24 protein-coding genes are annotated in these 25,763 nt (G+C 60.5%); 13 read left to right on the forward strand and 11 right to left on the reverse strand.

The features are described from left to right. Positions 1 to 582 precede the first annotated feature (582 nt). Together BG57_RS04160 and BG57_RS04165 are read left to right on the forward strand one after the other, a co-directional pair. Positions 583 to 2,274, forward strand: a complete 1,692-nt coding sequence (locus BG57_RS04160; RefSeq protein WP_035960341.1) for a methyl-accepting chemotaxis protein — start codon at positions 583 to 585, stop codon at positions 2,272 to 2,274. A gap of 474 nt (positions 2,275 to 2,748) precedes the next feature. After that, complete coding sequence (locus BG57_RS04165; protein WP_035960342.1) at positions 2,749 to 2,976, forward strand: hypothetical protein; 228 nt, start codon at positions 2,749 to 2,751, stop codon at positions 2,974 to 2,976. A 420-nt stretch (positions 2,977 to 3,396) separates the two neighbouring features. On the opposite strand, the gene BG57_RS04170 is transcribed toward BG57_RS04165, so the two are convergent. Both BG57_RS04170 and BG57_RS04175 read right to left on the reverse strand, forming a co-directional pair. After that, the gene (locus BG57_RS04170) at positions 3,397 to 3,804 is read right to left on the reverse strand and encodes an Hsp20/alpha crystallin family protein (protein ID WP_035960343.1); all 408 of its coding nucleotides are present in this window, start codon (positions 3,802 to 3,804) and stop codon (positions 3,397 to 3,399) included. 21 nt (positions 3,805 to 3,825) lie between these two features. Further along, entirely contained in the window at positions 3,826 to 4,263 is a 438-nt protein-coding gene (locus BG57_RS04175; protein ID WP_035960345.1) for an Hsp20/alpha crystallin family protein, read from the reverse strand. A gap of 254 nt (positions 4,264 to 4,517) precedes the next feature. Between BG57_RS04175 and BG57_RS04180 the strand changes: the two genes are divergently transcribed. Then, positions 4,518 to 4,901, forward strand: a complete 384-nt coding sequence (locus tag BG57_RS04180) for a hypothetical protein (protein WP_035960346.1) — start codon at positions 4,518 to 4,520, stop codon at positions 4,899 to 4,901. 484 nt (positions 4,902 to 5,385) lie between these two features. On the opposite strand, the gene BG57_RS31420 is transcribed toward BG57_RS04180, so the two are convergent. Then, on the reverse strand, positions 5,386 to 5,649 hold the full coding sequence (locus tag BG57_RS31420) for a DUF4148 domain-containing protein (protein WP_152562520.1): 264 nt from the start codon (positions 5,647 to 5,649) through the stop codon (positions 5,386 to 5,388). 554 nt (positions 5,650 to 6,203) lie between these two features. Here BG57_RS31420 and BG57_RS04185 point away from each other — a divergent pair. The 3 genes from BG57_RS04185 (at position 6,204) to BG57_RS04195 (ending at position 9,278) form a co-directional block, all read left to right on the forward strand. Further along, entirely contained in the window at positions 6,204 to 7,568 is a 1,365-nt protein-coding gene (locus BG57_RS04185; protein WP_035960347.1) for an MFS transporter, read from the forward strand. A gap of 366 nt (positions 7,569 to 7,934) precedes the next feature. Then, positions 7,935 to 8,639: a glutathione S-transferase family protein gene (locus tag BG57_RS04190; RefSeq protein ID WP_035960348.1), complete on the forward strand. Its 705-nt coding sequence runs from the start codon at positions 7,935 to 7,937 to the stop codon at positions 8,637 to 8,639. Between the two features lie 12 nt (positions 8,640 to 8,651). Next, the gene (locus tag BG57_RS04195; protein WP_035960349.1) at positions 8,652 to 9,278 is read left to right on the forward strand and encodes a TetR/AcrR family transcriptional regulator; all 627 of its coding nucleotides are present in this window, start codon (positions 8,652 to 8,654) and stop codon (positions 9,276 to 9,278) included. Here the strand turns inward: BG57_RS04195 and BG57_RS04200 are convergent, their stop codons facing one another. Then, entirely contained in the window at positions 9,279 to 9,920 is a 642-nt protein-coding gene (locus tag BG57_RS04200) for a DUF1109 domain-containing protein (protein ID WP_035960350.1), read from the reverse strand. After that, positions 9,917 to 10,462, reverse strand: a complete 546-nt coding sequence (locus BG57_RS04205; RefSeq protein ID WP_035960480.1) for a sigma-70 family RNA polymerase sigma factor — start codon at positions 10,460 to 10,462, stop codon at positions 9,917 to 9,919. The genes BG57_RS04200 and BG57_RS04205 overlap by 4 nt, the downstream gene beginning before the upstream one ends. Positions 10,463 to 10,769: 307 nt before the next feature. Here BG57_RS04205 and BG57_RS04210 point away from each other — a divergent pair, with 307 nt between their 5' ends. The 3 genes from BG57_RS04210 to BG57_RS04220 are packed head-to-tail and all read left to right on the forward strand — an operon-like array spanning position 10,770 to position 12,499. Then, positions 10,770 to 11,417, forward strand: coding sequence for a cytochrome b/b6 domain-containing protein (locus tag BG57_RS04210; RefSeq protein ID WP_174447185.1), 648 nt, complete (start codon positions 10,770 to 10,772; stop codon positions 11,415 to 11,417). Next, positions 11,414 to 12,190 carry a molybdopterin-dependent oxidoreductase gene (locus tag BG57_RS04215; protein ID WP_035960351.1) on the forward strand — a complete coding sequence of 259 codons (777 nt, stop codon included), beginning with the start codon at positions 11,414 to 11,416 and terminating at the stop codon, positions 12,188 to 12,190. Before BG57_RS04210 ends, BG57_RS04215 begins: the two co-directional genes overlap by 4 nt. 60 nt (positions 12,191 to 12,250) lie before the next feature. After that, positions 12,251 to 12,499 carry a pentapeptide MXKDX repeat protein gene (locus BG57_RS04220; RefSeq protein ID WP_035960354.1) on the forward strand — a complete coding sequence of 83 codons (249 nt, stop codon included), beginning with the start codon at positions 12,251 to 12,253 and terminating at the stop codon, positions 12,497 to 12,499. A 98-nt stretch (positions 12,500 to 12,597) separates the two neighbouring features. Here BG57_RS04220 and BG57_RS04225 read toward each other — a convergent pair whose 3' ends face one another. The 5 genes from BG57_RS04225 to chvE form a co-directional block, all read right to left on the reverse strand. Continuing rightward, positions 12,598 to 14,397: a methyl-accepting chemotaxis protein gene (locus tag BG57_RS04225; protein WP_035960355.1), complete on the reverse strand. Its 1,800-nt coding sequence runs from the start codon at positions 14,395 to 14,397 to the stop codon at positions 12,598 to 12,600. Positions 14,398 to 14,661: 264 nt separating this feature from the next. Then, the gene (locus BG57_RS04230) at positions 14,662 to 15,396 is read right to left on the reverse strand and encodes a Crp/Fnr family transcriptional regulator (RefSeq protein WP_035960356.1); all 735 of its coding nucleotides are present in this window, start codon (positions 15,394 to 15,396) and stop codon (positions 14,662 to 14,664) included. Positions 15,397 to 16,419: 1,023 nt separating this feature from the next. Beyond that, positions 16,420 to 17,574, reverse strand: coding sequence for a multiple monosaccharide ABC transporter permease (mmsB, locus tag BG57_RS04235; protein WP_035960357.1), 1,155 nt, complete (start codon positions 17,572 to 17,574; stop codon positions 16,420 to 16,422). A gap of 28 nt (positions 17,575 to 17,602) precedes the next feature. Then, positions 17,603 to 19,114 carry a multiple monosaccharide ABC transporter ATP-binding protein gene (gene mmsA / locus BG57_RS04240; RefSeq protein ID WP_052005626.1) on the reverse strand — a complete coding sequence of 504 codons (1,512 nt, stop codon included), beginning with the start codon at positions 19,112 to 19,114 and terminating at the stop codon, positions 17,603 to 17,605. A 111-nt stretch (positions 19,115 to 19,225) separates the two neighbouring features. Next, a complete protein-coding gene (chvE, locus tag BG57_RS04245; protein WP_035960359.1) occupies positions 19,226 to 20,287 on the reverse strand; it encodes a multiple monosaccharide ABC transporter substrate-binding protein in 1,062 nt (353 codons plus the stop codon). Positions 20,288 to 21,582: 1,295 nt separating this feature from the next. Here chvE and BG57_RS34095 point away from each other — a divergent pair. From BG57_RS34095 to flgM, 3 genes are all read left to right on the forward strand, one after another. Next, positions 21,583 to 23,316, forward strand: a complete 1,734-nt coding sequence (locus BG57_RS34095; protein WP_167569242.1) for a methyl-accepting chemotaxis protein — start codon at positions 21,583 to 21,585, stop codon at positions 23,314 to 23,316. A gap of 591 nt (positions 23,317 to 23,907) precedes the next feature. Beyond that, positions 23,908 to 24,354 (forward strand): response regulator, encoded by a 447-nt coding sequence (locus tag BG57_RS04260; protein ID WP_035960364.1) that lies wholly within the window; start codon positions 23,908 to 23,910, stop codon positions 24,352 to 24,354. Positions 24,355 to 24,520: 166 nt separating this feature from the next. Beyond that, positions 24,521 to 24,823, forward strand: coding sequence for a flagellar biosynthesis anti-sigma factor FlgM (gene flgM, locus BG57_RS04265; protein WP_035960482.1), 303 nt, complete (start codon positions 24,521 to 24,523; stop codon positions 24,821 to 24,823). Between the two features lie 259 nt (positions 24,824 to 25,082). On the opposite strand, the gene BG57_RS32425 is transcribed toward flgM, so the two are convergent. Beyond that, the gene (locus BG57_RS32425) at positions 25,083 to 25,304 is read right to left on the reverse strand and encodes a hypothetical protein (protein ID WP_152562509.1); all 222 of its coding nucleotides are present in this window, start codon (positions 25,302 to 25,304) and stop codon (positions 25,083 to 25,085) included. 212 nt (positions 25,305 to 25,516) lie between these two features. Between BG57_RS32425 and BG57_RS33560 the strand changes: the two genes are divergently transcribed. Then, positions 25,517 to 25,763, forward strand: a 247-nt coding sequence (locus tag BG57_RS33560; RefSeq protein ID WP_206539422.1) for a DDE-type integrase/transposase/recombinase, incomplete at its 3' end; no start/stop codon positions are given.

Here is a 25,763-nt window from a genome sequence, read left to right on the forward strand (position 1 = left end):
GTTTGCGACGGATTCAGGGGCTGTAGGGAATAGGATTTATGCACGGGAATCGTCGTGGCAGAGCGCCAGTTCGGCGCTCCGCTGCAGAGACGCTCGCGGTGGCCGTCGTGCGTGCGGTCGGCGTTCCTTCGCACAAGCGTTCGACGTGCACAGAAAGTGCGATCAGCAGCGGCAGACCGGCGACCATGTGCCCGCGATCCGTCGCGCGGTACTCCTTTTCCAGCAGTTCGACGAGCGGCATCAGCGCGCTTTCGTGCGTTTGAACGTTCACACGCGTCACGCCGGCGCGCTGCAACAAAGGGACGAGCGAGGCGCGACCATCGCGGCGAGCGCTTCGAGGGAACGTTGCGCGGCCGTCAGCACCAGACCATCCATATCCGGCGCGAAGTTGAAGCCGTGCACGGTTTGCACCCGAGCACCCGGACGCCCGACGATGGCGTCGCCCTGAACGTTCGCAACGTCGTTCGCGCGGCTCCATGCGCCTATTAGGGACTTCCTCCATTCAAGTGGTCGAAGTTACTGCCGTTAGCCGGGGTAAAGCCGCGCATTGCGGCGACCGCAACCTTGCACTCGGAACCTGGAATGAAAGTCTCTACTCGGCTAATGCTGCTAGCCGTTACAGCGCTTATCGCGCTGCTCGCAGTCGGTGGATACAGCGTCTATAGCGTGCGACGCGCGATGCTCGATGACAAGCAGGCGCAGATCGTCAACCTGTTGAAGATGGCCGAGCACCTCGCCCAGTATTACCACGAGCAGGAAGTTGCCGGCGCGATGACGACGGAGCAAGCGCAGGCGGCGACGAAGACCGCGTTGAACAGAATGAATTATTCCGATCAGAGCTATTTCTGGGCGCGTCTTCCGGACGGGACGTCGCTCGTGCATCGGAAGCAGGAGAACATCGGCAAAGTCCTGCTGGGTAAAGCGCCGGACGGACGGCCAGACACAGAGCTTTATCGCGAGATGCTCGCCAAGGAGCACATTCCGGTGCTGATGGTGGTGACGACACACCCATCGACCGGGGTGATGACAGGCAAGATGAACGGCATCGTCGAGTTCAAGCCCTGGGGCTGGTGGATCGGTACGGGATTCTTCACCGACGATATCACCGCCACTTTCATGCACACGACGCTGGAAATCGCGGGCTTGATAGCACTGGCACTCGCGGTTATTGCTGCATTGGCGTGGAAAACCATTCGCAGCGTGACGGGCGCCCTCGGCGGCGAACCCGGGTATGCAGTGGGCGTTGTCCGGGCGATTGCAGGCGGCGATCTGAGTTCACCAACGGTGCTCAAGAACGGTGATGACCGCAGCCTTCTCGCAGCAGTGGAACACATGCGTCTCGGTCTGGAAGAGATGGTGACCAAGATTCGTGCAAGCTCGGAATCCGTTTCGTCCGGCGCCGTTCAGATTGCGGCGGGCAATACCGACCTCTCGAGCCGCACGGAGCAGCAAGCGGCGTCGCTGCAAGAAACGGCGGCGAGCATGGAGGAACTGACAGCGACGGTCAAGCAGAACTCCGAGAACGCTCAGCAAGCGAGCGGACTGGCTGACAGCGCGAATGCGGTCGCCAACGAGGGAAGCGCGATCATCGGTCAGGTTATCCAGACGATGGACGGCATCGAGCAAAGCTCGGGCAAGATCGCTGAAATCATCGGGATGATCGAAGGCATCGCATTCCAGACCAACATCCTGGCGCTCAACGCTGCGGTGGAAGCCGCACGCGCCGGCGAGCAGGGCCGTGGCTTTGCGGTCGTCGCGAGCGAAGTGCGCAGCCTCGCGCAGCGTTCATCGACCGCCGCTAAGGAGATCAAGGATCTGATCGAAACGTCCGGCAGCCGGGTCCACGAGGGATCTGAACTCGTCGCGCAGGCAGGTGAAACGATGAAGCGCGTGGGCACCGCGATCCAGCGAGTCACCGACATCATGGGCGAGATTGCGTCGGCGTCGAACGAGCAGACGCGAGGCATCGAGCAGGTGAATCAGGCCATCTCGCAGATGGACGAGGTCACGCAGCAGAACGCGGCGCTCGTTGAAGAAGCGGCGGCAGCGGCGGGGTCAATGGACGACCAGGCGAAGCAACTGACCGCAGCCGTTGGTGCGTTTCGGACGGGGCAGATGTTCACGGCGTCGCCGGTAGCGGCGAGTGCAGTTCCGGCTAAGCGTTCGCCGACCCCGGCGCCGGTGCGCGCGGTCACGCGCCCTGCGAAGAAGCCGGTCATCGAGCGCGCTCAACCGGTCGTGGCTTCCAGTGACGGAGACTGGTCGACTTTCTGATCGACGAGGTTGCATCGGATAAAAAGCCGCAGTTGTCTGCGGCTTTTTGATTTGGGCGTTCCGACACGCGCTATAGGTGCGATGCGGTCTTACTCATTGCTTTGGGTGATTTTCTACCGCGGTGGTGAACGCCCGACTTCGTTGTTATCTTTCCAAGATCGCAAGCTAGCCCCGACCGGGTCATCGGTCGGGGCTTTTTTTCGGCCTACGAGCTGGTCGGTCCTCCGTCGACAGCAGTCATTGGGTTCTGGCTGTTAACGTCTGACTTAAGAACTCACCGGGGAATTGTAAGGAAAGTTAAAACTACCCTTAGACGAAAATTGAACCGTTAATATCACCCTCGAATTTGCTGACCTTAGACGTAGCTGAGAAACAGACGACCATGCCGCGTCGCAATCCGTCTGCGGTGCAAAGCCAGCGGAGCAAACGGCATCGACGAGTGCCGGAGCGAACCATAACTTGAGAGAGAAACCCATGATCATCTATCACGGCGGAGCCGCATTCGAGCCGAACGTCATGCGTAACGGAAAAGCCTTCGTGGCAACGGCGTCCATCCTGGAAGAGGATGGCCATTCGACCTCGCTTGGAAAGTGGGGCTTTTTTGCCAGCGAAGATTGCGCGATGCAGTTCGCGATCCGGTCGGCGACGGCCTTCCTCGAGGGTGATGAATTGCCCGTGCCGCCCATCGGATTATCTGCGTAGTCCGGCTCATGCCGTAGCGGTGTTTGAGCTGTTGACGTTCTCGCTGCGCGCTGCGCCTTCTCGCTAGTACCGGTCGTGGCGTGACGCGACGTCGCTGTCGCGCACATGTTTCGTCGTCAGCCGTGGTTGCTCTAGTACACGTGCACGGTTGGCGCACTCCGTCTTCATTGCCAGTGCTGTCGCCGGAATCGGCGTTGGGGCCGCTTGTCCCATGCGACCAGGCACTTGGTCGCGGACGGTTGAGGAACTGGTCGACATGTCTAAAGATCGTGTTTCACAGGGTTTCGTCCGGAAGCACCCGCTTCGGTTCATCTCCATCGGACCGCGCTCACGCTGCCCACGGTACGTTGCCCCCTAACAAAAAACGCAAACCGTACGCTTCAAAGGACGTGGCGCGACCGCTGCGCCACGTCCAGTCTCTCACTTCACGGCGACTTCAATGCGCCGCGGTTTGGCCTCTTCCCGGCGAGGCAGCGTCAACCGAAGCACCCCGTCTTTGAGCGAGGCATCGATCTTTGATGTATCGAAGTCTTCGCTCACCGTGAAGGTGCGTGAGAAGTGCGGCGCCCGGACCTCCGCGTGGATCAGCCGCAGGTTGGCTGGCACTGGCACGACAGAGTCGGCATCGATCGTCAGGCGTCCGTCCTGGACCTTCACTTCCAGCCGGTCCTTCGATACACCCGGCAGGTCAGCCCAAAGGGTGACCGAGTGCGCGTCTTCGATAATGTCCACAGTCGGCGTCCGCGTCTCGCGCCGGCGTTGATCGTTCGACTCTCGACGAGCCACCGCAGCTTGTTCGCGCTCTGCAACTTGTGTCGTATCGCTCATGACATCACCTCGTTCGTGTCTTCATTGGACGGTGATCGCACGCGGCTTCGACGCCTCGCGCTTGCCTACTGAAATCAGCAGACATCCGTCGATATACCGGGCCTGCACCTTGTCGGGATCGGCGTGCTGCGGAAGCTCGATAGCACGCCGGAACGTGCCGCTAAAGCGCTCCTGAGCGTATTCACGCGTGCCTTCCGGCAAGGCGCCATCGTGTGTCACGCGTTGGCCGGCGATGACAAGCAAGCCCTTGTCGACAGACACTTCGAGTTTGGCCGGGTCGAGACCGGGCGCAAACGCGACGACCTCTATCGTGTCGTCGGTCGAGCCGATGTTGATTTGCGGGAACGCGTCGAGGCGGCCTGAGCGCAGGCTGCTCGGAAGGCCATCGAATACACTCAACAACTGCCTTTGCAGTCTCTCCAGTTCGGTGAAGAGATTAGCCCCAGTGAAAAGCTTCATTCATCTTTGCTCTCCTCTGGCGGCAAGAGGGGAAGCTGCTTTTTGCGCTTCAGCTTAGCTGCCCCAATGCCGCGGACAAATTAAGTTGAAACACGCAGCGCGCGCTAATGGCGGCTGCCTTTCTACCGCCTAATATAAAAAATTTTCTGAAATTTTCAAGGGGGTGAATCTCGCATGAGTCGACGGTTCAATTGCACTTGAAAATCGATTTGCCGACCATACACTCCGGCCAGCTAGGTCGTAGGAGATACGTCGTGGAATTCGATACGGATTGGATCACTCTCGGAAAGCATCGCATCAAATTGCGCTCAACGAAGGGCTTCCCTGGCGAAATCATGCACCGGGTAGCCGAGGTCACTCGTCTGGCGGTCGATCACAATATGAGCGCGCGGGCGCGCATTGTCGAGATCGTCTTTCGGCAGGAGAAGGCTTACGACATCACGATCGGCACCACAATGGCCGATGACCGGGTGTGCGCGCCGCAGCTCGAAGCGGCGATCGCAACCGTGATGGGGCTTCTGCCGGAGCAGGTCAACATTTTCGTGGAGGCGGTCACGCAGGAGGAAGTGGACCTGCACTTCGGTGTCTACGAACGGATGCTCGCCGAGAAGCTCGGCACCGTGCCACCGTTGCAGTGAGTTTCAGTGAGTTTCAGTGAGTGGCATTGGGCGGCTTAGAACGATGGTGCCTTGTCCAGCCACTCATCGCCTGGCTCGACGATCGAACATTCAAGCTTGGGATAGCGAGCCGTGGATTTAAGCGCGTCTTTGTCAACTCATTAGGAGACCGCCGGTAGAACGGACGCCCAGAGAGGTAGTGGTGCAGCTTAAATGCAGGAACGGCTCTAAGGAACGTCGTGCGGTGACCGCCTGTAACGTAGTGCATAGCTCGGTGCGCACAGACGGCCGTGGACCGCATCCTTGACGGCATAAACCAACCCAGCTTTCGAGAGGGCTTGGCGCTCCGATGTACGTCCGCTCCTGTAAAGGGCGCTGCTATTCATGTCGAGATTGCGATCGCACCGGTTTCGCAGAAGAACGCGAACCCTTCTGCGTGCCCGGATTGACGCGGGCCTTGCGAATCACCACCGGCCGTTGCAGTGCGTCGGTCGCTGCATTTGCGTCATTGAGGAGGAGGTGGCGGTGGCGGGCACTCCGTCCGGAACCAGTAGTCGACGAGGCGCTGTGCGTACTGTAGATCGTCCGGGTAGTAGGGATCATCCCAGAAGGGCGATGGGTCGTATCCCGCCTTTCTTAGGGCGCCCAACTCCACTTGATGTTGAGCCATCGTGGGGTTCGTGTTTGTTTTCAGTGCGGCCAGGTCGCGGCACTCGACGTCGGTCAGATGCCTTCCCGGCGGAAGCACTCCGGCTCCCGGCGGCGGCATCTGGCCGATGACGCACCCCGTGAGCAAGCACGCCAAAGGGAGGAGGCGCGTCAGCGTTTTCAAGGTTCCGTTCACGATGGTTACTAGCAGTTAGTGTCGCCGCCCAGACGCACGTCACCCCGGAATCCGCGTGGCCGTCGTCTTTCTTGACCACTCCATCGATGCCCGATGTCTGATCTTCTACGCCAGCTTTGTTCGTCGCCCATTCTCGACTCCTCTTCTTTGTTTCAGTCGCATACAGCAAAGCATATTCCGGGCGCGATCACGAACTCATCTCCGCATTACTGAGCTCTTCACGGATGCGCGCAGCGTTGAAGTGCGCGTCCGCAGTGTCCGGCGGGTGATCGGATGCAGATCGTCATACCGTCACCTTCGCATTCGCTTCGCAACAACATAACCGCCGCCGATAGCTTTCCGTAAGCCCCACAGGCCACGACGAGCGCGATGCGTCGCGTTCCCGTATCGTGTCGGATTGTTCTCTGTCCGCTTACTTACGGAATCACGACGTGTCCGCCGATACCGCTTCCCCGACGCCCCGCGACCCCGACGCGCCCATGACCTCGCTCGAGCGCCGCGGCATGGCCGCGCTTCTGCTCGCCGTCGCGATGGCGACGCTCGATACCGCCATCGCCAATACCGCGCTGCCGGCCATCGCCGCCGATCTTCACGCGACGCCCGCCGCGTCGGTCTGGATCATCAACGCGTATCAGCTCGCCATGGTCGCCACGCTGCTGCCGTTCGCCGCGCTGGGCGGAATCGTCGGACATCGGCGCGTTTATCTCGGTGGATTGATCGTATTCACGATCGCGTCCGCGGTGTGCGCGTTCTCCTGGTCGCTGCCGACGCTCGTCGCCGCGCGTCTGCTGCAGGGGCTTGGCGCGAGTGCGATCATGAGCGTCAACACGGCGATCATCAGCGCGATCTTTCCGCTGCATCGGCTAGGACGCGGTGTCGGGCTGAACGCGCTGATCGTCGGCATTGCGTTCGCCGTCGGGCCGACAGTCGCGTCGATCGTGCTCTCGCTCGGCACGTGGCCCTGGCTTTTTGCCGTGAACCTGCCGGTCGGTGTGCTGGCACTCGCGATCGCCTGGTCGGCGCTTCCGCAGACGAAGCGTAGCGCGCATGGCTTCGACCGCATCGCGGCGGCGCTCAACGTCGTCACGTTCGCGGCGCTGATTTTCGCGTTGGGCGAAGCGGCGCAGCGCGCGCCGTCGCGAATCGTGCTGGCGTCGCTCGGCGTGGCGCTCGTCGCGGGCGCGTTGATGCTGCGTCGTGAGCGCGGACATCCCGCGCCGATGCTGCCCGTCGATCTGTTTCGACGCCCCATGTTCGCGCTATCGACGATGACCGCCGTCTGCTCGTTCGCCGCCCAAGGTCTCGCCTTCGTATCGCTGCCGTTCTATTTCGAGGGCGTGCTCGGCCGGACGCAGGTCGAAACGGGCTTTCTGATGACGCCGTGGTCGGTGCTCGTCGCGTTGATGGCGCCGATCGCCGGCCGCTTGTCGGATCGTTATCCGCCCGGTCTGCTCGGGGGGATCGGGCTGGCGATTCTGTGCACGGGGATGGTGTCGCTCGCGGCGCTGCCAGCCGATCCGCATGCGCTCGACATCTGCATTCGCATGGCGATTTGCGGAGCGGGTTTCGGCTTCTTTCAATCGCCGAACCTGAAGGCTTTCATGGCAAGTGCGCCGCGCGAACGCAGCGGGGGCGCGAGCGGCGTGGTCGCGACCGCCCGGCTGATTGGTCAGGCGCTGGGCGCGGCGCTCGTAGCGTTGTGCTTCGGAATCGCGGGCAAGCACGGGCCGGGACTGGCGCTGTCACTCGGCGCGGGATTCGCGGGGGCGGCGAGCATCGCGAGCGGATTGCGGCTCGTCACTCGCGATGGCGGTGAGACGTCGGTGGGGATGGCGCGGGAGTGAGTTGGGTCGGTCCAATGGGAACGGATCGCGTGGCACATCGAAGTTGCTAACGGCCTCCAGTTGCGCGATGTCCGGCTGCAGCGGCACCTACCTGCGCGCGCAAGCCGACACACTGCGCCTGTAGAAAGGGTTCGGGATTGCATCGACTGCAAACGGGCTCGAGTCGCTGAGGCAAAGCGCAACCAGTCCCGCGATGTACAGTGCATCAGTCGCATATCCGGTTGCCTGAAGCACGATACTTTTTCACCCCGGACACTTGCTGTCTCTCGGTTCATCTCAAAGGACGTACCGCCATCACTCATTGCCCATTCTGGATCGACCGATCTAAAATGACCCGGCAGCAATCACGACACGGAGACGACCCGCATGATCGAGTTCTACTTTCACCCGACGCCCAATCCCGCAAAGATCGCGCTCTTTCTCGAGGAATCGGGACTGCCTTACGATCTGAAGCCCGTCGATACCAGCAAGGGTGAGCAGCATTCGCCCGCGTTTCGCGCCATTAATCCGAACGGCAAGGTGCCGGCTATCGTCGATACGGAAGGGCCGGGCGGACAACCGGCGGTCGTGTTCGATTCCACCGCCATCCTGCTGTATCTGGCGGAGAAGACCGGCCAGTTTCTCGGCGCGCCGGAAGACCGCCCGCAACTGCTTTCGTGGCTGATGTTCATCGCGAGCGGTCTCGGGCCGTTCTCCGGGCAGGCAGTGCACTTCCAGTACGCAGCGCCCGAAGGGCTCGACTACGCGGTGAACCGCTATCGGCGCGAGGCCGAGCGCCATTACGAGGTGCTCAACGACAGGCTGAAGGGCCGCGAGTTCATCGTCGGCGACAGCTATACGATCGCGGATATGTCCGCGTGGGGCTGGGTCGATCGCGCATCGCGCGTGTTCAAGAACAGCGATAGTCCGCTCGCGTCGTATCCCGAGTTGCAGCGCTGGTTTGCCAAAATCGACGCGCGGCCTGCCGTCGAACGTGCGCGCGCCGTGAATAAAAAGCATGCGTTCAAGACCGTCAACGACGACGAGACGAAGCGCGCGCTGTTCCCGTCGAACTATCCGAAGTCTGCGTAAGGGGGAGGGCGCATGGCACGTCCGCGTGAATTCGACGAAGATGCCGTGCTGGACGCGGCCACCGTCCAGTTCTGGTCCCGCGGCTACGAGGCGACGTCCGTGCGCGATCTCGCTGCCGCGATGGGCCTTACGTCTGCGAGCCTTTACAACGCGTTCGGCGACAAGCGTGCGCTCTATGAACGCGCGCTCGAGCGTTACGTCGAACGCGGCTTTCGCGAGCGCGTGCAGCGGCTGGAACATCAGGCGGCGCCGCGCGATGCCATCGTCATGTTCTTCGACGAGATTATTCGGCTCTCTGTAAATGACCCGCATCGCAAGGGCTGTCTGATCGTGAACTCGGCGATGGAGCTTGCGCCGCACGACAAGCAGTTCCAGCGCGCGTTGAATCGCATGTTGAAAGACATCGAAGGCTTCTTTGCGCGCTGCGTGACGGCGGGGCAGGAGGACGGCGCCATTTCCCTCGACATCGACGCCGCCGACATCGCCAAGTCGCTGCTCGCTTCGCTTATCGGCTTGCGCGTGCTCGCGCGCGTCAACCCGAAGCGCGAGTTGCTGGAAGGCGCGTTGCGGCCCGTACTCGCGATGCTCGACGCCAAGCCGAAAGCGACGCATGCGACCCGTGCGCGCCGCAAGAGTTGATCACCACCGCAGCAGCTTCGGGCCAAGCCACGCGCCGATGCCCGCAGGCAGGATCATGCCGATGGCGTACCACACGCTCCAGAATGCCGGGCTCATCTCCGGACAGTGCAGGCAATACGCGACTGTCGCGATGGCGCTCGCAAGCAGTCCCGCGACGGCGCCCGCGCGGCGCGGCTGCGTCGGCGCGAGGCTTTTCATCGCCCAGAAGACGGCAGGAAAGGTCGGCGCCGAAAGCAGCACGATATTGAACGGACACGTGCGCCACGTATGCCCGAGAAGAGTCGGCAGACGTTCGCCGGGCGCGGCAGCTTCGAGAACGACCGCGCCGGCGAGCCATACCGCAACGAACGGCAAGCCGACGAGCAGCCACGCCTGACCGCCGCGCGCGCCCGGATGGCCAAGGCGCGTAACGACGGTCAACGCGCCGATCGCGATCACGAGCGGATAAGCGAGTTTCGCCCAAAAGACGGGCGTACGGGCGACGATCGAGAGATCCGGCCGCACGCCGAACGCGACGCTCATCAGGACCACGGAGCCGAGCGCGCCGAGCAGCAGAGCCTTCGTGAAACGGCGCGCGACGGCGCCGCGATCGACGCGCGTCACCTGGTTCGAGAGCAGGCCGATGAGGTCGTCGGTTTTCATTTGAGCCCCCGGATACGCGCGGCGAGCGCCTTGAGACCGCGATGCACGCCTACTTTGACCGCCGATTCAGATAGCCCGGTGATGCGCGCGGTTTCGGTCACCGACAAGCCTTGCAGTTTCATATGCATGATGGGCAGGCGCTGCTTGTCGGGCAGGTCTTCGAGAAGTTTGCCGATGTCATGCCGCGCTTGCGCGGGCTCGTCGTCGGCGACGGCGAGAAACTCAGCGTGATCGTCGAGCGGATCGTTCAGTGAATCGCGGCGTGCGCGCGAGCGAAAGAAGTCCATCAGCTTGTAGCGGGCGATCGCGTGCAGCCACGCGGTCAACGGTTCGTCCATGCGGTACGTGTGCCGCGCATTATGCACGGCGAGCAGAATCTCTTGCACGAGATCCTCGACGTCGTCGCGATGCTGTGGAATGCGCCTGCGCAGATAGCCGCGCAGATGTCGCGCGAGCGCCTCGAGAAAACCGCGATACGCATGCTGGTCGCCGTCGAGTCCCGCGACGAAGAGCGCCCTCAGGCGGTTTTCCGCTTGTTGCAAGATGGTTCCTGTATTGGCGAGACGGCCGGAAGGCGACGCTCGATCAATGCCGGCCGCGCGCGGGCGCAGTCCCGGCACGCCGCATTCTGGATCGATCGTTCCAGAGTAGCCGAAGCCGTGATGCCCGGCAACGAATGCCGTGCGGATTCGCATGACGCATCTCCCCTACGTGTCGCTTTCTATTTCGTTCGCGCGCTGAAAATGGTTACACGCGAATTAATTTATTCGTGGTCGTGCGCTCCGCTGTAACCAATCAATGATCGTCGACGAATTCACTCGTATCCGACGCATCGACACGGTGAACGACATGGCAACGACACTCACACCCGCAGGCGAAGCGCCGCAACCTGCATCGCCGATTCATCCGGTCTGGTTGCGCGTCACGCACTGGATCAACGCGTTTGCCGCGCTGATCATGATGTTCTCGGGCTGGCGCATCTATGATGCCTCGCCTGTGTTTCCGGACATCGTCATTCCGACGTCGATCACGCTCGGAGGCTGGCTCGGCGGCGCGCTGCAATGGCATTTCGCGGCGATGTGGCTGCTCGTCTTTAACGGCATCGTCTATCTCGTGTTGAACGTGGTGAGCGGGCGTTTTTTCTCGAAGTTTTTTCCGCTCTCGCCGCGCGCCGTGCTGCGCGATCTCGCCGCCGCGCTCAAAGGGAAGCTGTCTCACGCTGACCTGCGCCAGTACAACGCGGTGCAGAAGCTGGCGTATCTGGTGGTCGTGGCCGATCTGATCGTGCTCGTGCTTTCGGGACTCGCCATCTGGAAATCAGTGCAGTTTCCGTTGCTGCGCGAGCTGATGGGCGGCTATGACCGCGCGCGCGTCGTGCATTTCCTCGCGATGGCGGTGATGGCGGCGTTCGTCGTCGTGCATATCGCGATGGTCGCGCTGGTGCCGCGATCGCTTCTTACCATGCTGCACGGTGGATCGAAGGGGGACGAGAAATGAAAGCCAAAGACAAGCGGATCATGACGATCGATCGCGTTTCGCTACTCGCGGACGCGCGCCGCGAACTCGACATGCCTTCGAGGCGCCTCTTCGGCAAGCGCTTGCTGACGCTGGGCGGACTGTCGCTGTTGACAGGCTGCTCGATCACCGATGGAGACTCGGTCAACACGTTCCTGACAGCGGTCTCGCGCTTGAACGATCGTGCGCAGGCGTTGCTGTTCGACCCGACGCGCCTCGCGCCGACTTACACGCAAGCAGAACTCACGCGCCCGTTCCCTTTCAATGCGTATTACGGCGTAGATGAAGTGCCGCGCGTCGACGGCGGCGACTACCGCCTGAAGGTCAGCGGACTCGTCACGGGACAGCGCGTATGGACCCTGCCGCAGCTCTACGCGCTGCCGCATGCCGAGCAGATCACGCGGCACATTTGCGTCGAAGGCTGGAGCGCGATCGGGCGTTGGGGCGGCACGCCGTTCGTGGAGTTTTTGCGCCGCGTAGGCGCGGATACGACAGCGAAGTACGTCGGCTTTCGCTGCGCCGACGATTACTACGAGAGCATCGACATGCCGACCGCTCTGCATCCGCAGACGCTGCTCACGTTCGAATACGACGGCGAGCGCTTGCCCGCGAAATACGGCTATCCGATGAAGCTGCGCATGCCGACCAAGCTCGGCTACAAGAACCCGAAGCATATCGTCGAGATTTTCGTCACGAACACATACCCCGGCGGGTATTGGGTCGACCAAGGCTACAACTGGTTCGGCGGCTCTTGATTGCCAGACCGGTTTTCGGCTTTCCTGCGTTCCTGCTTTTCAACCAGAAGGAGATGTGCCATGAAACGACTGATGACAGCATTGTTTGCAATCACCATGACGCTCGCGACGTCCGCTGCGTTCGCGCAAGCGAGCGGCGCGATGTCCAACGATGCGATGTCTCACGACGCGATGAGCAAGGGCGCCATGTCTCATGACTCGATGAGCAAGGACTCGATGTCGCATGACACCATGAAGAAGAGCGGCAAGATGAAGAAGCACGATTCGACGGGCATGGACCACGCGGCTTCGGGCGCGATGTCACAGTAATGAGGCGAAGGGCCGGGCGCGTGCGGCCGGCCCTTCAATCATGTGCTATCGGCGTAGAGCCGCACATTGCACGTTTAAACCAGTACTTCGGTCGCGCCTTACGCTACGCGAAACTGACCAACGGCGCTCGCGAGTTCGTTAGCTTGCGTTTGCAACGCCGAAGCGGCGGCCGCCGACTGTTCAACCAGCGCCGCGTTCTGCTGCACCATTTCATCGAGCTGGGCGACCGCACGGTTGATCTCCTGAATCCCGCGCGTCTGTTCGTCTGCCGCGTTGGTTATTTCGCTGATGATCGTGGTGACGCTCGATACACGGCCGACGATTTCGGTCATCGTCTCGCCTGCTTGCTGAACCAGCGACGCACCGGTCGATACGCTGGTCACGCTCGAATCGATCAGCTCCTTGATCTCCTTCGCTGCCTGCGCGCTCCGTTGAGCGAGCGTTCGCACTTCGCCTGCCACGACAGCGAAGCCGCGGCCTTCTTCGCCTGCACGTGCTGCTTCGACAGCCGCGTTCAGCGCAAGGATATTCGTCTGGAAGGCGATCCCTTCGATAACGCCAATGATGTCGCTGATCTTCCCGGATGCGCCTTCGATCTGCTGCATCGTCGAGACGACGTCCGAAACGACCGAGCCGCCCCGCGATGCTGCGCTCGCTGCGGTGGTCGCGGTCTGATCGGCATGCCGGGCTGCGCTGGCCGATTGCGATACCGTGGACGTGATCTCTTCCATCGATGCAGCCGTCTCTTCAAGGCTTGCTGCCGCGGATTCGGTGCGACGCGACAGATCATGATTGCCGGAGGCGATCTCATTGGCGGCATGACGCACGGATTCACTCGTGTCGCGAATCTGCACCATCACGCTGTTGATCTTGCCGACGAACGCGTTGAACGAGCGGGCGATCTGCGCGACCTCATCGTTGCCATTCGCAGGCAGGCGCTGCGTCAGGTCTCCGCTGCCCGAGCCGATGCCCTCCATTGCGTCGCGCACCTTGGCAAGACCTCTGAAGGCCACGCCCGTGACGGCGCCGATAATGGCGGCGGCGATCGCGGCCAGCACCGCAAGTGAGGCGATCGATGCAACCAGTAGCGATCGCATTCCCGCTGTCGCTTCGGACTTGTCGAGCGCAACGAGCGCCAGCCAATCCGTTCCCGGCACTGCGCGAGTACGTATCAGCTTCGTCGCACCGCCGACGGTGGCCTCGATGGCAGCCGCCCGTTGCTCCGAAGCCGAGTTGATGACGTCCTTCGTCAGTTCGGCGGCGATGTCCGTCGCGGGTTTGAGCGTCAGCTTTGCATCGGAGGCGGCAATGATATTGCCGCTGCGGTCGACGAGCATGCCGAAGCTGGCGGGTGTCGGGTGAATCGATTTCACGTTCGCAACGACGCTGTCCATCGCCACGTCGCCCGATACGACGCCCTTCACTGCGCCGTCGCGAACGATCGGCGCAGCAAAGGCGACCACGAGTTTGCCGGTGGTGACGTCGACGTAGGGCGTAACCACCGGCTTTCCTGCCTCGACCGCCTGCTTGTACCACGGCCGTCCGGTCGGGTCGTAGTCGGGAGGAATGCCGTTCGAATCGGAGAACTTCGCCGTCTTGTCCGCGTAGCCGACATAAACGTTCGTGAAGCCGCCTGCGGACGCGACCTGTTTGAGAAACGGCACCGGGTCGGCACTCAGCGCGGCGTCTTCGACCGAGACGATCATCTGAGTTTTCGATGTAACCCATTCCTCGATACCCGCCTCGTGGCCGGTAAGAACCGCCGCGAGGCTGTTTTCGATGGATTCGCTGTTGTAGCGATGAGCGACGCCGTAGTTGATGCCCGTATTGACCGCAAGTCCGGCAACGACGATGGCGACGGAAGCGGCAAGGACGCGACTGCGAATAGAAGAGAACATGTAAGCCGTATGAGCCGTGGAAGATCCGCAATGGCTCAGTTAACGACAAACGCGGCGCGCTCTTGATGGCGTTTTGCGTACTCGGTTGCAACTGGTTGTACCGGCTCGACGCCGCGTCGTTATGACCGGAACGCTCGCCAGCGTGGTTGCGGGGGCATCCGGTCGCCGGCGCCCCGCCAGTCGTGCTTCTCTTTCTCTAGATGATGACGCCCAGTGGGGGATCGCTTCTGCCGATTCCCCGTTGGCGTCAGACAGTCGCCCCGGTCACGCGAACTCCTCGGCCTGACGCGCGCGTGGCAGCATCCGGTCGAATTCACGCTTGACGATGCCGTAGCACTCGCACGAGCTCGCCTCCAGTGCCCCGCGGTCGAGCACCTTGATGCAGCCGCGGCTGTTATGGATGAGTCCTGCGTCGTGCAACTTCCCGGCTGCTTCGGTGACGCCTTCCCGGCGCACGCCCAGCATGTCAGCGATGATTTGCTGCGTCACTCGCATTTCGTTCGACCCGGTGCGGTCAGACTGAATCAGCAGCCAGCGGCAGAGTTGCTTGCTCAGCGTATGGTGACGATTGCAGGCAGCGGTCTGGGCGATCTGCGTCAACAGCGCCTGCATATACAGCAGCGTGATGCGCCGCAGGAGATCCGAGCGGCCGAAGTGATTGCGCAGGGCGCTTGCGCTCATGCGATACGCGGACCCCGCGCCCTGGACCTGAACGCGCGTGGGCATGGTATCGCCGCCCGTCAGTATCGGCACGCCCGTCATTCCCTCGCGGCCTACTGCGGCCACCTCGACGCATCCACCATCTTCCATGGTGTGCAGCAGGGTGATGACAGCCGTAGTGGGGAAGTAGACGTGATGAATGCGTTTGCCGGAATCACAAAGCAGCTGTCCTGCTCGTAATTGGACAAGCTCCAGATCGCACGCGATGGCCTGCCATTCATGGGTAGGAAGCGCGCCTAATAGGTGATTTCCGTGAAGGTCCGACTGAAGGGTCAACATACTCTCTCTTTGGTCTATGCGTTTTTACTTTTTGCTTCTCCGGCTCCCACTTCATCCGCGACTGCTCTAAATGCGCTGAAGTGTCGACCCGGCCCCCGCACGCTGGCGCTGTCCGCTTGCAGACAGTGCTGGTTATTTGTTGTGTGCTTGGTCGTACATAAGCGAGAGTCGTGCCAAAGTTCATACGAGCGGACGAATAAAATTGCAAATCGTCATGTTTGATTCATTTATGAAACCCTAAATGGACGGACCCTATGGCCGAGTAAACTTTTCCCACGGCATGCGCAAAATGTTTAACGTTTGCGGTGTCCGTCTGACCGAACACTTCTCCCGACTCGGAAGCTTTGCCTGGCCAGCACGGCCAGTTTGAAAAACGTTGCAGGCAGGAATCAAAAAGAGGCGTTCGGAGCGACGCGTGAAAGCGGCAGTCAGCCGGCCAAGCGATTTATGATGCGCGAAATCGCACGAGGCTAGAGAAACTTGCACATCGGCGAAAATCTTGCGCGTGTTCGACCGTCGCTGGCGTCGGCTCGGGCACGCCTGTGTCGATCGCCAACGGCTTGACGACCGTCCAGATGAGCAAGACGGCGAGCTGCGGCCCCGCGTGGGATTTCAACGCGGGTGGCACATGGGTCGTGCAGCCGAATGCGACCCATCCGATATTGAGGTGGTGGGTCGCGTTAGTGAGGTTGAGTCGTGACGCTGACACTCGCCACGCAAAGTCATTAGTAGGCGATGAGTCAGCGGCTTGGCATATATTCAAACGCGCATAGACCGCTAAATGGTCCACACGTCATTTGAAGGCGGGGGCGGGCGGCATGACCGCTACCCAGCGTGCGGCGCCGTCCGCGGACTCATCGACGGCAAGCTGCCGGACAGTCATGATGGGTAAGAAAGCGATCCGCGAGATCGCTTCCTTGTGCGCAGCATGCACTGACGAACCTGCCGTCCGGCGCTTCGCAGCATGGGATCGTGCAGGTTCGGATACGCCCGGAGTGGTAAAGGACGTGTCGTCGTACCCCGTCAGGCGCGGTTACGGTTGTAGACATCAAGAAACACCGCCGCCAGCAAGACCATCCCCTTGATCACTTGCTGGTAATCGATGCCAATGCCCATGATCGACATGCCGTTGTTCATCACGCCCATGATGAAAGCGCCGATCACCGCGCCCACCACCTTGCCGACGCCCCCGGAGGCCGATGCTCCGCCGATGAAACAGGCTGCGATCACATCGAGCTCGAAGCCGAGGCCAGCCTTCGGCGTTGCCGTGTTCAAGCGTGCCGCGAAAATCAGACCTGCCACCGCCGCCAGTACTCCCATGTTCACGAAGGTCAGGAAAGACAGGCGCGCGGTATTCACGCCCGACAGTCGCGTCGCCTTCTCGTTGCCGCCCAGCGCATAGATACGGCGACCGATCGTCGTGCGATTGGTCACGAACTGGTAAATCAGGATCAGTACGGCCATTAGGATCAACACGTCGGGCAAGCCCTTGTACGTAGAGAGCAGCCAGCACAAGTACGTCACGGCTCCCGCGAACAACAGGTTCTTCATGGCGAAGAACGCGACCGGTTCGACGTCCATGTCGTGTGCCTGTGCCTTGCGGCGTTTGCGCACCTCCGCCGCGACCAGCCCCAGCGCCAGGATGATGCCTACAATCAGGGACAGCACCCGGAAATCCGTGCCGCCGAACGGATCGGGCAGAAAGCCAGTACTGATGCGCTGAAATGACAGTGGGAATGGCCCGACCGATTGGCCTTGCAACAGCGCCAGTGCGAGTCCCTTGAAAATCAGCATCCCTGCCAGCGTCACGATAAACGACGGAATGCGCGCGTAAGCAACGAACCAGCCCTGCGCAGCACCAATCAACGCCCCCACCAGAAGCGTTGCGATGATCGTCGGTACCACGGGCCATGAGTACTGCACGATCAGAACCGCAGCCAGCCCGCCGATAAAGCCGCTGACCGATCCGACCGACAGATCGATATAGCCGGCCACGATCACGAGCAGCATGCCCAGCGCCATCACGACGATGTAGCTGTTCTGCAAAACCAGATTGGTGATGTTCAACGGCTGCATCAGCACGCCGTCGGTCTGGTACTGGAAGAACCCCATGATGACGACCAGAGACAGCAGCAGGCCGTAGTCGCGCAGATTGTTCTTGAGAAAGCCGAGTTTCATGAAATGGCCTTGATTCGATGTAGATAGATCACGCATGACCGGCGTTCACGATTGCGCGCATGATGCGCTCCTGGCTCGCTTCGTTTCGATCGAGCTCGACCACGAGCCGACCCTCGTTCATCACATAGATGCGATCGCACATGCCAAGCAGCTCCGGCATTTCGGAAGAAATCATCAGAATGCCTTCGCCTTTGCGCGCCAGCTCGTCGATGATCGTGTAAATCTCGTATTTGGCCCCGACATCGATGCCTCGCGTGGGTTCATCGAGAATCAGGAGACGCGGCTTAGTAAACAGCCACTTGCTCAGCACGACCTTCTGCTGATTGCCGCCCGAAAGATTGACCACCGGTTGCTGAATGCCGGAACTGCGGATGCGCAACGATTCGCGATACCGCTGCGCAACCCTTGCCTCGGCGTGTTCGTCGATCACACCGTGACTGGACACTTCGGCGAGGTTTGCAAGCGACACGTTCTTGCGGATTTCCTGCTCGAGGATCAGGCCGTACCCCTTGCGATCCTCTGTCACATAGGCAATGCCGTGCTTGATGGCCTTGCCTATGGTCGATACATCCACTGTCTGGCCGTCGATCAGCACCTGTCCGCTGATCCGTCTGCCATACGAGCGCCCGAAGATACTCATGGCAAGTTCGGTGCGACCCGATCCCATGAGCCCCGCGATGCCGACCACTTCGCCCTTGCGTACGTTGAGGTCGATGCCCTTGATGACCTCGCGCTCGGAATACTGTTCGTGGTACACGTGCCAGTCGCGTACTTCGAAGATCACGTCGCCGATCTGCGGCTCGCGTTGCGGATAACGGTGTGCCATGTCACGGCCGACCATGCCGCGAATAATGCGATCCTCGCTGATCTCGTTTGCGGCGCAATCGAGCGTCTCGATTGTGCTTCCGTCGCGGATGACGGTAATCTGATCCGCGACCTGTGTTATCTCGTTGAGCTTGTGCGAAATGAGGATGCAGGAAATACCCTGTGCCTGGAGTTCCAGCAGCAGTTTCAGCAGCGCGGCGCTATCGGTCTCGTTCAGACTCGCAGTGGGTTCGTCGAGAATCAGCAGCTTCACGCGCTTTGATAGCGCCTTGGCAATTTCCACCAGCTGCTGCTTGCCGACGCCGAGCTTTCCGACGGTCGCATCGGGCGACTCATTCAGACCGACGCGCCGCAGCAACTCTCGCGTGCGCTTGTGCGCCGCGTGCCAGTCGATCACGCCGCGTTGCGCCAGTTCATTGCCAAGAAAGATGTTCTCGGTAATCGAGAGCATCGGCACGAGTGCCAATTCCTGATGAATGATGATGATGCCGCGCTCTTCGCTTTCGCGGATGTCCGCGAAGCGTTGCTCTATCCCTTCGAAGTAGATTTCCCCTTCGTAGGACCCGTGCGGATACACACCGCTCAGCACCTTCATGAGAGTGGACTTGCCTGCGCCATTCTCACCGACGACCGCATGGATTTCTCCAGCCTTGACCGTCAGATTGACGTTATTGAGTGCCTTGACACCCGGAAACGTCTTCGTGATGCTTCGCATGGACAGGATGATCTCGTCCGCCACGCCGTCTCCTGATTTGTATGTTTTGCAGGGTCCGCTCGCCGGAGCGCGCGTGGCGTCTCCGGCGACAGACTTGGTTTCGGTATCGCCTTACTTGACCTGCGCTTCCGTGTAGTAGCCGCTGTCAACCAGGATGGGCTTCCAGTTGGAGCCATCCACCAGTACCGGGTTGAGCAGATACGACGGGACTACCTTCACGCCGTTGTTGTAGGTCTTGGTGTCGTTCACCTCTGGCTGCTTGCCTTGTGCCATTGCGTCGATCATCGCAACCGTCACCTTGGCGAGTTGACGCGTGTCCTTGAACACGGTCGAGTACTGCTCGTTGTGCAGAATGGACTTGACCGAAGGAATCTCGGCGTCCTGCCCGCTGACGATCGGGCACGGCTGCTGAGCCGTGCAATAACCGACACCCTTCACCGACGACAGAATGCCAATGCTCAAGCCGTCATACGGGCTCAGCACGGCGTCGAGCTTCGCATTGCCGTAGTAGGCCGACAGCAGATTGTCCATACGGGCCTGTGCGACGGCGCCATCCCAGCGGAGCGTACCGACCTTGTTCATTCCAAACTGCTTGCTGCGCACCACCAGCTTGCCGCTCTTGATGTACGGATCCAGCACGCTCATCGCGCCGTTATAGAAGAAGAAGGCGTTGTTGTCGTCGGGCGAACCACCGAACAGTTCGATATTGAACGGGCCTTTACCCTGTTTCAGACCTAGCTTGTCAACAATGGACTGCGCCTGCAGCACGCCGACCTTGTAGTTATCGAACGTCGCGTAGTAGTCGACATCGGGGGTGCCCTTGATCAGGCGATCGTATGCAATGACCTTGATGCCGGCATCGTGCGCTTTTTTGAGCACATCGGTCAGGGTGGTCCCATCGATTGCAGCGATCACCAGCACCTTCGGCTTCTTGGTGACCATGTTCTCGATTTGCGCGAGCTGGTTGGGGATGTCATCGTCGCCATACTGGAGATCGGTGGTGTAACCGTTCGCCTGCAGGTACTTGACCATGTTATTGCCATCGGCAATCCAGCGCGCGGACGACTTGGTCGGCATGGACACAGCAACCAGCCCCTTGCTGTCGGCATGGGCGAGACCGATCATTGGCAGCGCCATGACCGCAATTAGGGTTTTCAAGAACAGACGTTTCATCGGTATGTCTCCTTCGGTGTTTGAATGAGTGCCGCTCTGGCCGCGGTCCAGGCGATCGTATTGTTAAAGCACCGCGGTTTTAATTCTGACTTGCCGGTGTCGGGCCCGTCTATCCGTGGTCTCGATGATGAAGCGAACCCGGCCTCCTCAAACCTCAGTTCGCGCGCACCCATATTCGGTACAAACTCATCGTGCAGGGAAGACCCGGGCGACATTAAGAAGACGCATTCGCCGCGGCCCGGAAGGCCCTGTCGGCTTGCGCCCGGTCACTGTTCACATATTGGGCGGCACTTCACGCCGGCCGGGGTTTGTTGGGATAGCTCTTTTGACGCCGCTGACCCAGCGCCGCTTGATGCAATTCGTGTCTCCCGCTCCGGTCTCGTTCGTTTTGATTTTTGGCCCTCAGGTGGGTTGGAGGCAAGCTTACGTGCAGCGTTAGCATGCGTCCAATATAAAAAAACCTCGCATTGATATCATTTTTGGTATCGCCCATTGGGGCTTCTTTGCCGCTGCACTGGAATCGGCTAGTCCATTGCGGGCTAGACGGTGGGATTGTGTTCGGCTCGATGCGTATAGGTATCCGCGCTGGGGAGGGGGGCAAGCCGGCGGCTTGGCATCCCGCCAACGAATGTCCGGTCCCAATCTTTGTAGCCGCCGCATGAAAGACGCGTTGACGTACGGCATGAACGTCACTTGCTGGCCGTGTGCCGCCCAAGGGTCCGCTAGGTACGTGCGTCGGATATCACGCCTCCCTAACAGTTTGACGCAGGCGGGTAGCGGTGCGATGGCTACACAAGCCCATAAGGTTGCTCTCGTGCGCGTTGGTCTCGTCTGTGTCGATGCGCCGGATACGTTAAGGTTTCCTAAGAAAGTGCGGGCTCTCTACGGTCGCATCGAAGCCGGTCCGTCTAAGAGCAGCACTCACGCATTTCAACATCGTGTGCGTCTGCATCGGTTTTTTTGCTGCGGTCGCGATGAACAACCGTTGTGTCGTGCCGTGCACTGGCTGTTTCGGCGCGCGATGCGACGCCGGTGCCTATCGACGGAGACAGTCGGTCGGTCGTCGGCGACATCTAGATCATCGACCATCAGTTGCCCTGACTCGGCCGCTGTCAATCCGGAGGCGAGAAACAGCGCCATTGATACGGGCAATTTGCATCCTTACAGCCACAACACTCTTTCCGTGTAGGTCTACGATCAGCTTGCGTCCGATTTCGCGGTTGAAAGTATTCAGATGTCGCCACTCCAGCCGATAAACACTTGCCCCCTTCGTCACAAGAGAAGGGGACAGCGCGATGTGTGGCATCGCTTCCGTTCGTACCAAGCAAAAAACGATGATGACTGTAACTATCCGGGCGCGCATTGCCCTCACCATGACGTTCTTGGGCGTTTTACTCTGCCTGTGCGTAGGCTTGGGCCTGCTTGGAATGAACGCGATAAACGCCTCGGCGAAGGATGTAAGCCTCAACACATTGCCGTCGGTTAATGCGCTGGGCCTTTCTGACGTCTACCTCGGACGTGCACGCCTTTCGCTGGACCGCTACGCGCTCGCCCCCGATTCGCCTGACGCCAGTACACTGCGCGCGCGCGCCGACAAGTTCCTTGCCGATTCCGACGACTGGTACAAGAAGTACGACGTCATCCCGCGCAGCCCCGACGAAGACGTCCTCGCAAAGGAGGTGGTCGCTGCGCGCGCAGATATGCGCAAGCAGGTCGAAGCGTTTGGCTTGGCCATCGAGAAGCGGGAGCAGGCCGATATCGCCCGTCTGACGATGAAGGACCTGCCGGCCGCCTACAATCGTGCAAGCGACGCCTTCAAGAAACTCAAGGAGTTTCAATTAACGGACGCTGCGCGTCAGGACGCCGAGAACGATAGCCGCGTCGCGACTCTGCGGACGTGGGGCATTCTCGCTCTGGTTTTAGGCATTGCAGCCGCCGTCTCTGGCTGGTTCTTCCTCCGCCGCGCGATCATGACGCCGCTGGCCGAAGCACTCACACACTTCGAACATATTTCATCGGGCGATCTGACGCGCCACGTTGTGATCAAAACGCACGACGAGATGGGGCAGTTGCTCGCCGGCATTGCCACGATGAAGAGCAAGCTGGCGGACACAGTCGGCACCGTGCGCATCAGTAGCGAAGCAATCGGAAGCGCGAGCAAGCAGATCGCGACCGGCAACACCGACCTGTCGTCTCGCACCGAACAGCAAGCTGCGTCGCTTCAGGAAACGGCTTCGAGCATGGAAGAGCTCACGTCGACGGTGAAGCAGAATTCCGAGAACGCGAAGCAGGCAAGTGGCCTTGCCGACAATGCCAACGCCGTTGCCAACGAAGGCGCCGCGATCGTCGGACAGGTTGTCGAGACGATGGCTGGCATCGAGCAAAGCTCCGGGAAGATTGCCGAGATCATCGGCATGATCGAAGGCATCGCCTTCCAGACGAACATCTTGGCGCTCAACGCGGCGGTCGAAGCGGCGCGCGCAGGCGAGCAAGGCCGTGGCTTTGCGGTAGTCGCCAGTGAAGTCCGCAGTCTTGCACAGCGATCATCAGCCGCTGCAAAAGAGATCAAAGGATTGATTGAAACTTCCGGCGACCGAGTGCAAGCGGGTACGGAACTCGTCGCGCGGGCAGGGGAGACCATGCAGCGCGTTGGCACCGCCATCCAGCGCGTTACCGACATCATGGGCGAGATTGCCTCGGCGTCGAACGAACAGAGCCGCGGCATCGAGCAAGTCAATCAAGCCATTTCGCAGATGGACGAGGTGACGCAGCAGAACGCGGCGCTTGTTGAGGAAGCAGCGGCAGCAGCCGGCTCGATGGAAGACCAGGCGAAGCAACTGTCCGCAGCCGTCGCCGTGTTTCGGACTGCCCAAACGCTCTCCGTCGCAGCGACGAACAACTACACGCCGCAGATTGCGCGTCCGTCGACCGGCAAGACGTCGCCGACGATGACGAGAACGGCAAAGCCAGCGATTGCAGCCGCGCAGCCCGTTCATGCGGGACCCGACGGCGATTGGTCGACGTTTTAAGCCGGGAGTGTGTGCATCATGCCGCCGAGAAAGCAGCCGCTGACACTGGGGGCGCCCACTGCCGAAGCTCCGCCTTGTAACGATGACGCTGAAGGCGAACGCCTGGTCCGTTGCGAGGTGGGTGACATGGTCAAGCAGCTGCATGAGCTTCGGCGTCGGCTGGCTGGCATAGAAAGCCGCATCTCACAGCAGGCAATCGAGTCCGTCATCAAGGCTTGCGTCGAGCTGGATGGGTTCCTCCGATCGGACGGCGCCCAGGGAACAGAGTAGGGACCGCTCATCCGTGCGACGCGCTGGCCGGTCGGTGCCTTTCACGGCACCCTGGCAGCAACGTCTGGGCAATCACCCTCAACATCAGCCGCATGGCGACGTGCAACGACAGCAAGCGATCACGGGCCGAGATGTCTTCCGCTGCACCGGACAGCGGCTTGAGGCGATCGTGCAATCGCTAAGAGGCGTTGTGACGACGAGCAGTGATTGCGTTGGGTCGTCGCACCATCACTCCGCTTGCCTGCACATGGCGTGATCGTGTACGGCAGGCTTAAGAGTTCGCGGTATTCAAACACAAGGAAAAAGGGAAGGGTTTCACCGATGGTTCATGCTGATAGGCGCTTGTTGGTAGTCGATGATATGGCCACCATGCGCAGTTTGATTCGGAAAATGCTCAAGGCGATCGGCTATCCGATCATCGAAGAAGCAGAGGATGGGGTAGCTGCGCTCGAAAAGCTCAGAGCGCAGCATTTCGATCTGGTGATCACCGATTGGAACATGCCCAACATGGACGGGCTGTCCCTGTTGCACGAGATTCGCAAATCCGAGGATCTGGCGCACCTGCCGATACTCATGGTCACGGCTGAAAAGAAGCGCGAAAACGTACTAGCAGCGATTCGCGGCGGTGCTAACGGCTACATCGTGAAGCCGTTCTCGGAGGCGGCCTTGGCCGACAAGCTTGCCCAAGTGCTTCCACTTCCGACAAATTCCGCCCCGACAGACCGTGGCACGTCTGTGTTCGGCGCTATCTTCAACGCGACCACGTAACTCGATGCTCACACTTTGTTTCAATTTGTTGCAAAAGCGTGATACCCCCGCGGGATAAGGCTTTCGCGCACTTGCCGTAGTGGCCGGGGTGTCGCATGCCCCGTCGCATGGTAAAGGTTTCAACGCTCGCACCGTTAAGGAACTTATGCAAGCGAGGAGCGAAACCATGAAGATCCAATCAAACAACAACACCGCCATGCCGGAACTAATCAACGTCCAGCGTGCAACGAATGAAAGGGACTACGCCATGACTCCGCAGCATGCCGACGCGATTGCCGCGGACAGCTCGACGGTCAGGCTTTTGTCGACTTCCACGTTGCGCGCGTCAAGCGCGACCAATATCGATCTCGATCTCGATATCGATAAGGTTGCTTCCATTAAAGCCGCCCTGCGTGGTGGTACCTACAGTATCGATTCGGGCCGCGTGGCCGACGGGATGCTCGGCTTGGCGCGCGATCTACTGCAATGATCGAAGGCCGTCCCGCGTGCGTGAAGAAGTCGGGCGCCAGTGAGAGCTACGAGTGAAGCTCGCGCTGAGCCAAAGCAATCGCAGCGCCTTGTTCTGATCGGGTGTCGGGCTTCGCGGCCCGACAGCCTTTTGTCGATGGAAATCATGGAGTGGTAGACGCGAGCGAGAACGCGGCGGCGCGGGCAGATTGAGAATCGCCCGTGGACGTTTGGCGCGCTCGCTAGTAGTTGATCGCTTGCTCAATGTCCGTGTTCTCCGCTCAGCGATTTGAGACAGGCCCGCAGTTCTTCCCGGCGCGATCCGTTGCTAGTTTGAATGCAAGGGCATTGGCTACCTCATCATCCGTTCTTGCAGCGAGGATCGACAGTTCGCTAGTGGTAAGAGCGCGTTCACGTTTCCAGCCCGTCTGGACGACCGCCTCGATCACCTTCAGTTGATCCCATTCGCGCATGGGCAGACTCACGGGCGGGTTCGGTGACATGGCGGCGCTCCCGCCGAACGGTCAGCCGCCAGCTTGCCACCGGCGCAAACCCCGACATCTGTAAATAGCCAGAACACGACATTAGGATACAGCCGCTACAATTCAAAACGTTGCTAATTAGTATTATGTCAACTATTAGCGATTCGCTACGGCCCAGGGGTGTGGCATGCTGCCTCAACACAGTAGCCAAACTGATGCACCAAGCGCAGATCATGCCCAAAGCCATCCGGCGGTATCGCGTGACGACGGACTCACGGAACACCAGGCAAGCGTCACCGAATCTGGTGGATCGTGTCTTCTCAGCAGATCGGCCGGACGCCTGTTGGCTCAGCGACATCACGTATATCCCGACGCAAGAAGGCTGGCTTTATCTGGCCGCGATCCTGGATTTGCATTCCCGTGCCGTGGTGGGCTGGAGTATGAGTAAGACGCTCGATTGCCGGCTTGCGGTAGATGCGC

It is taken from the genome of Caballeronia grimmiae (assembly GCF_000698555.1).
Classification (GTDB): Bacteria; Pseudomonadota; Gammaproteobacteria; order Burkholderiales; family Burkholderiaceae; genus Caballeronia; species Caballeronia grimmiae.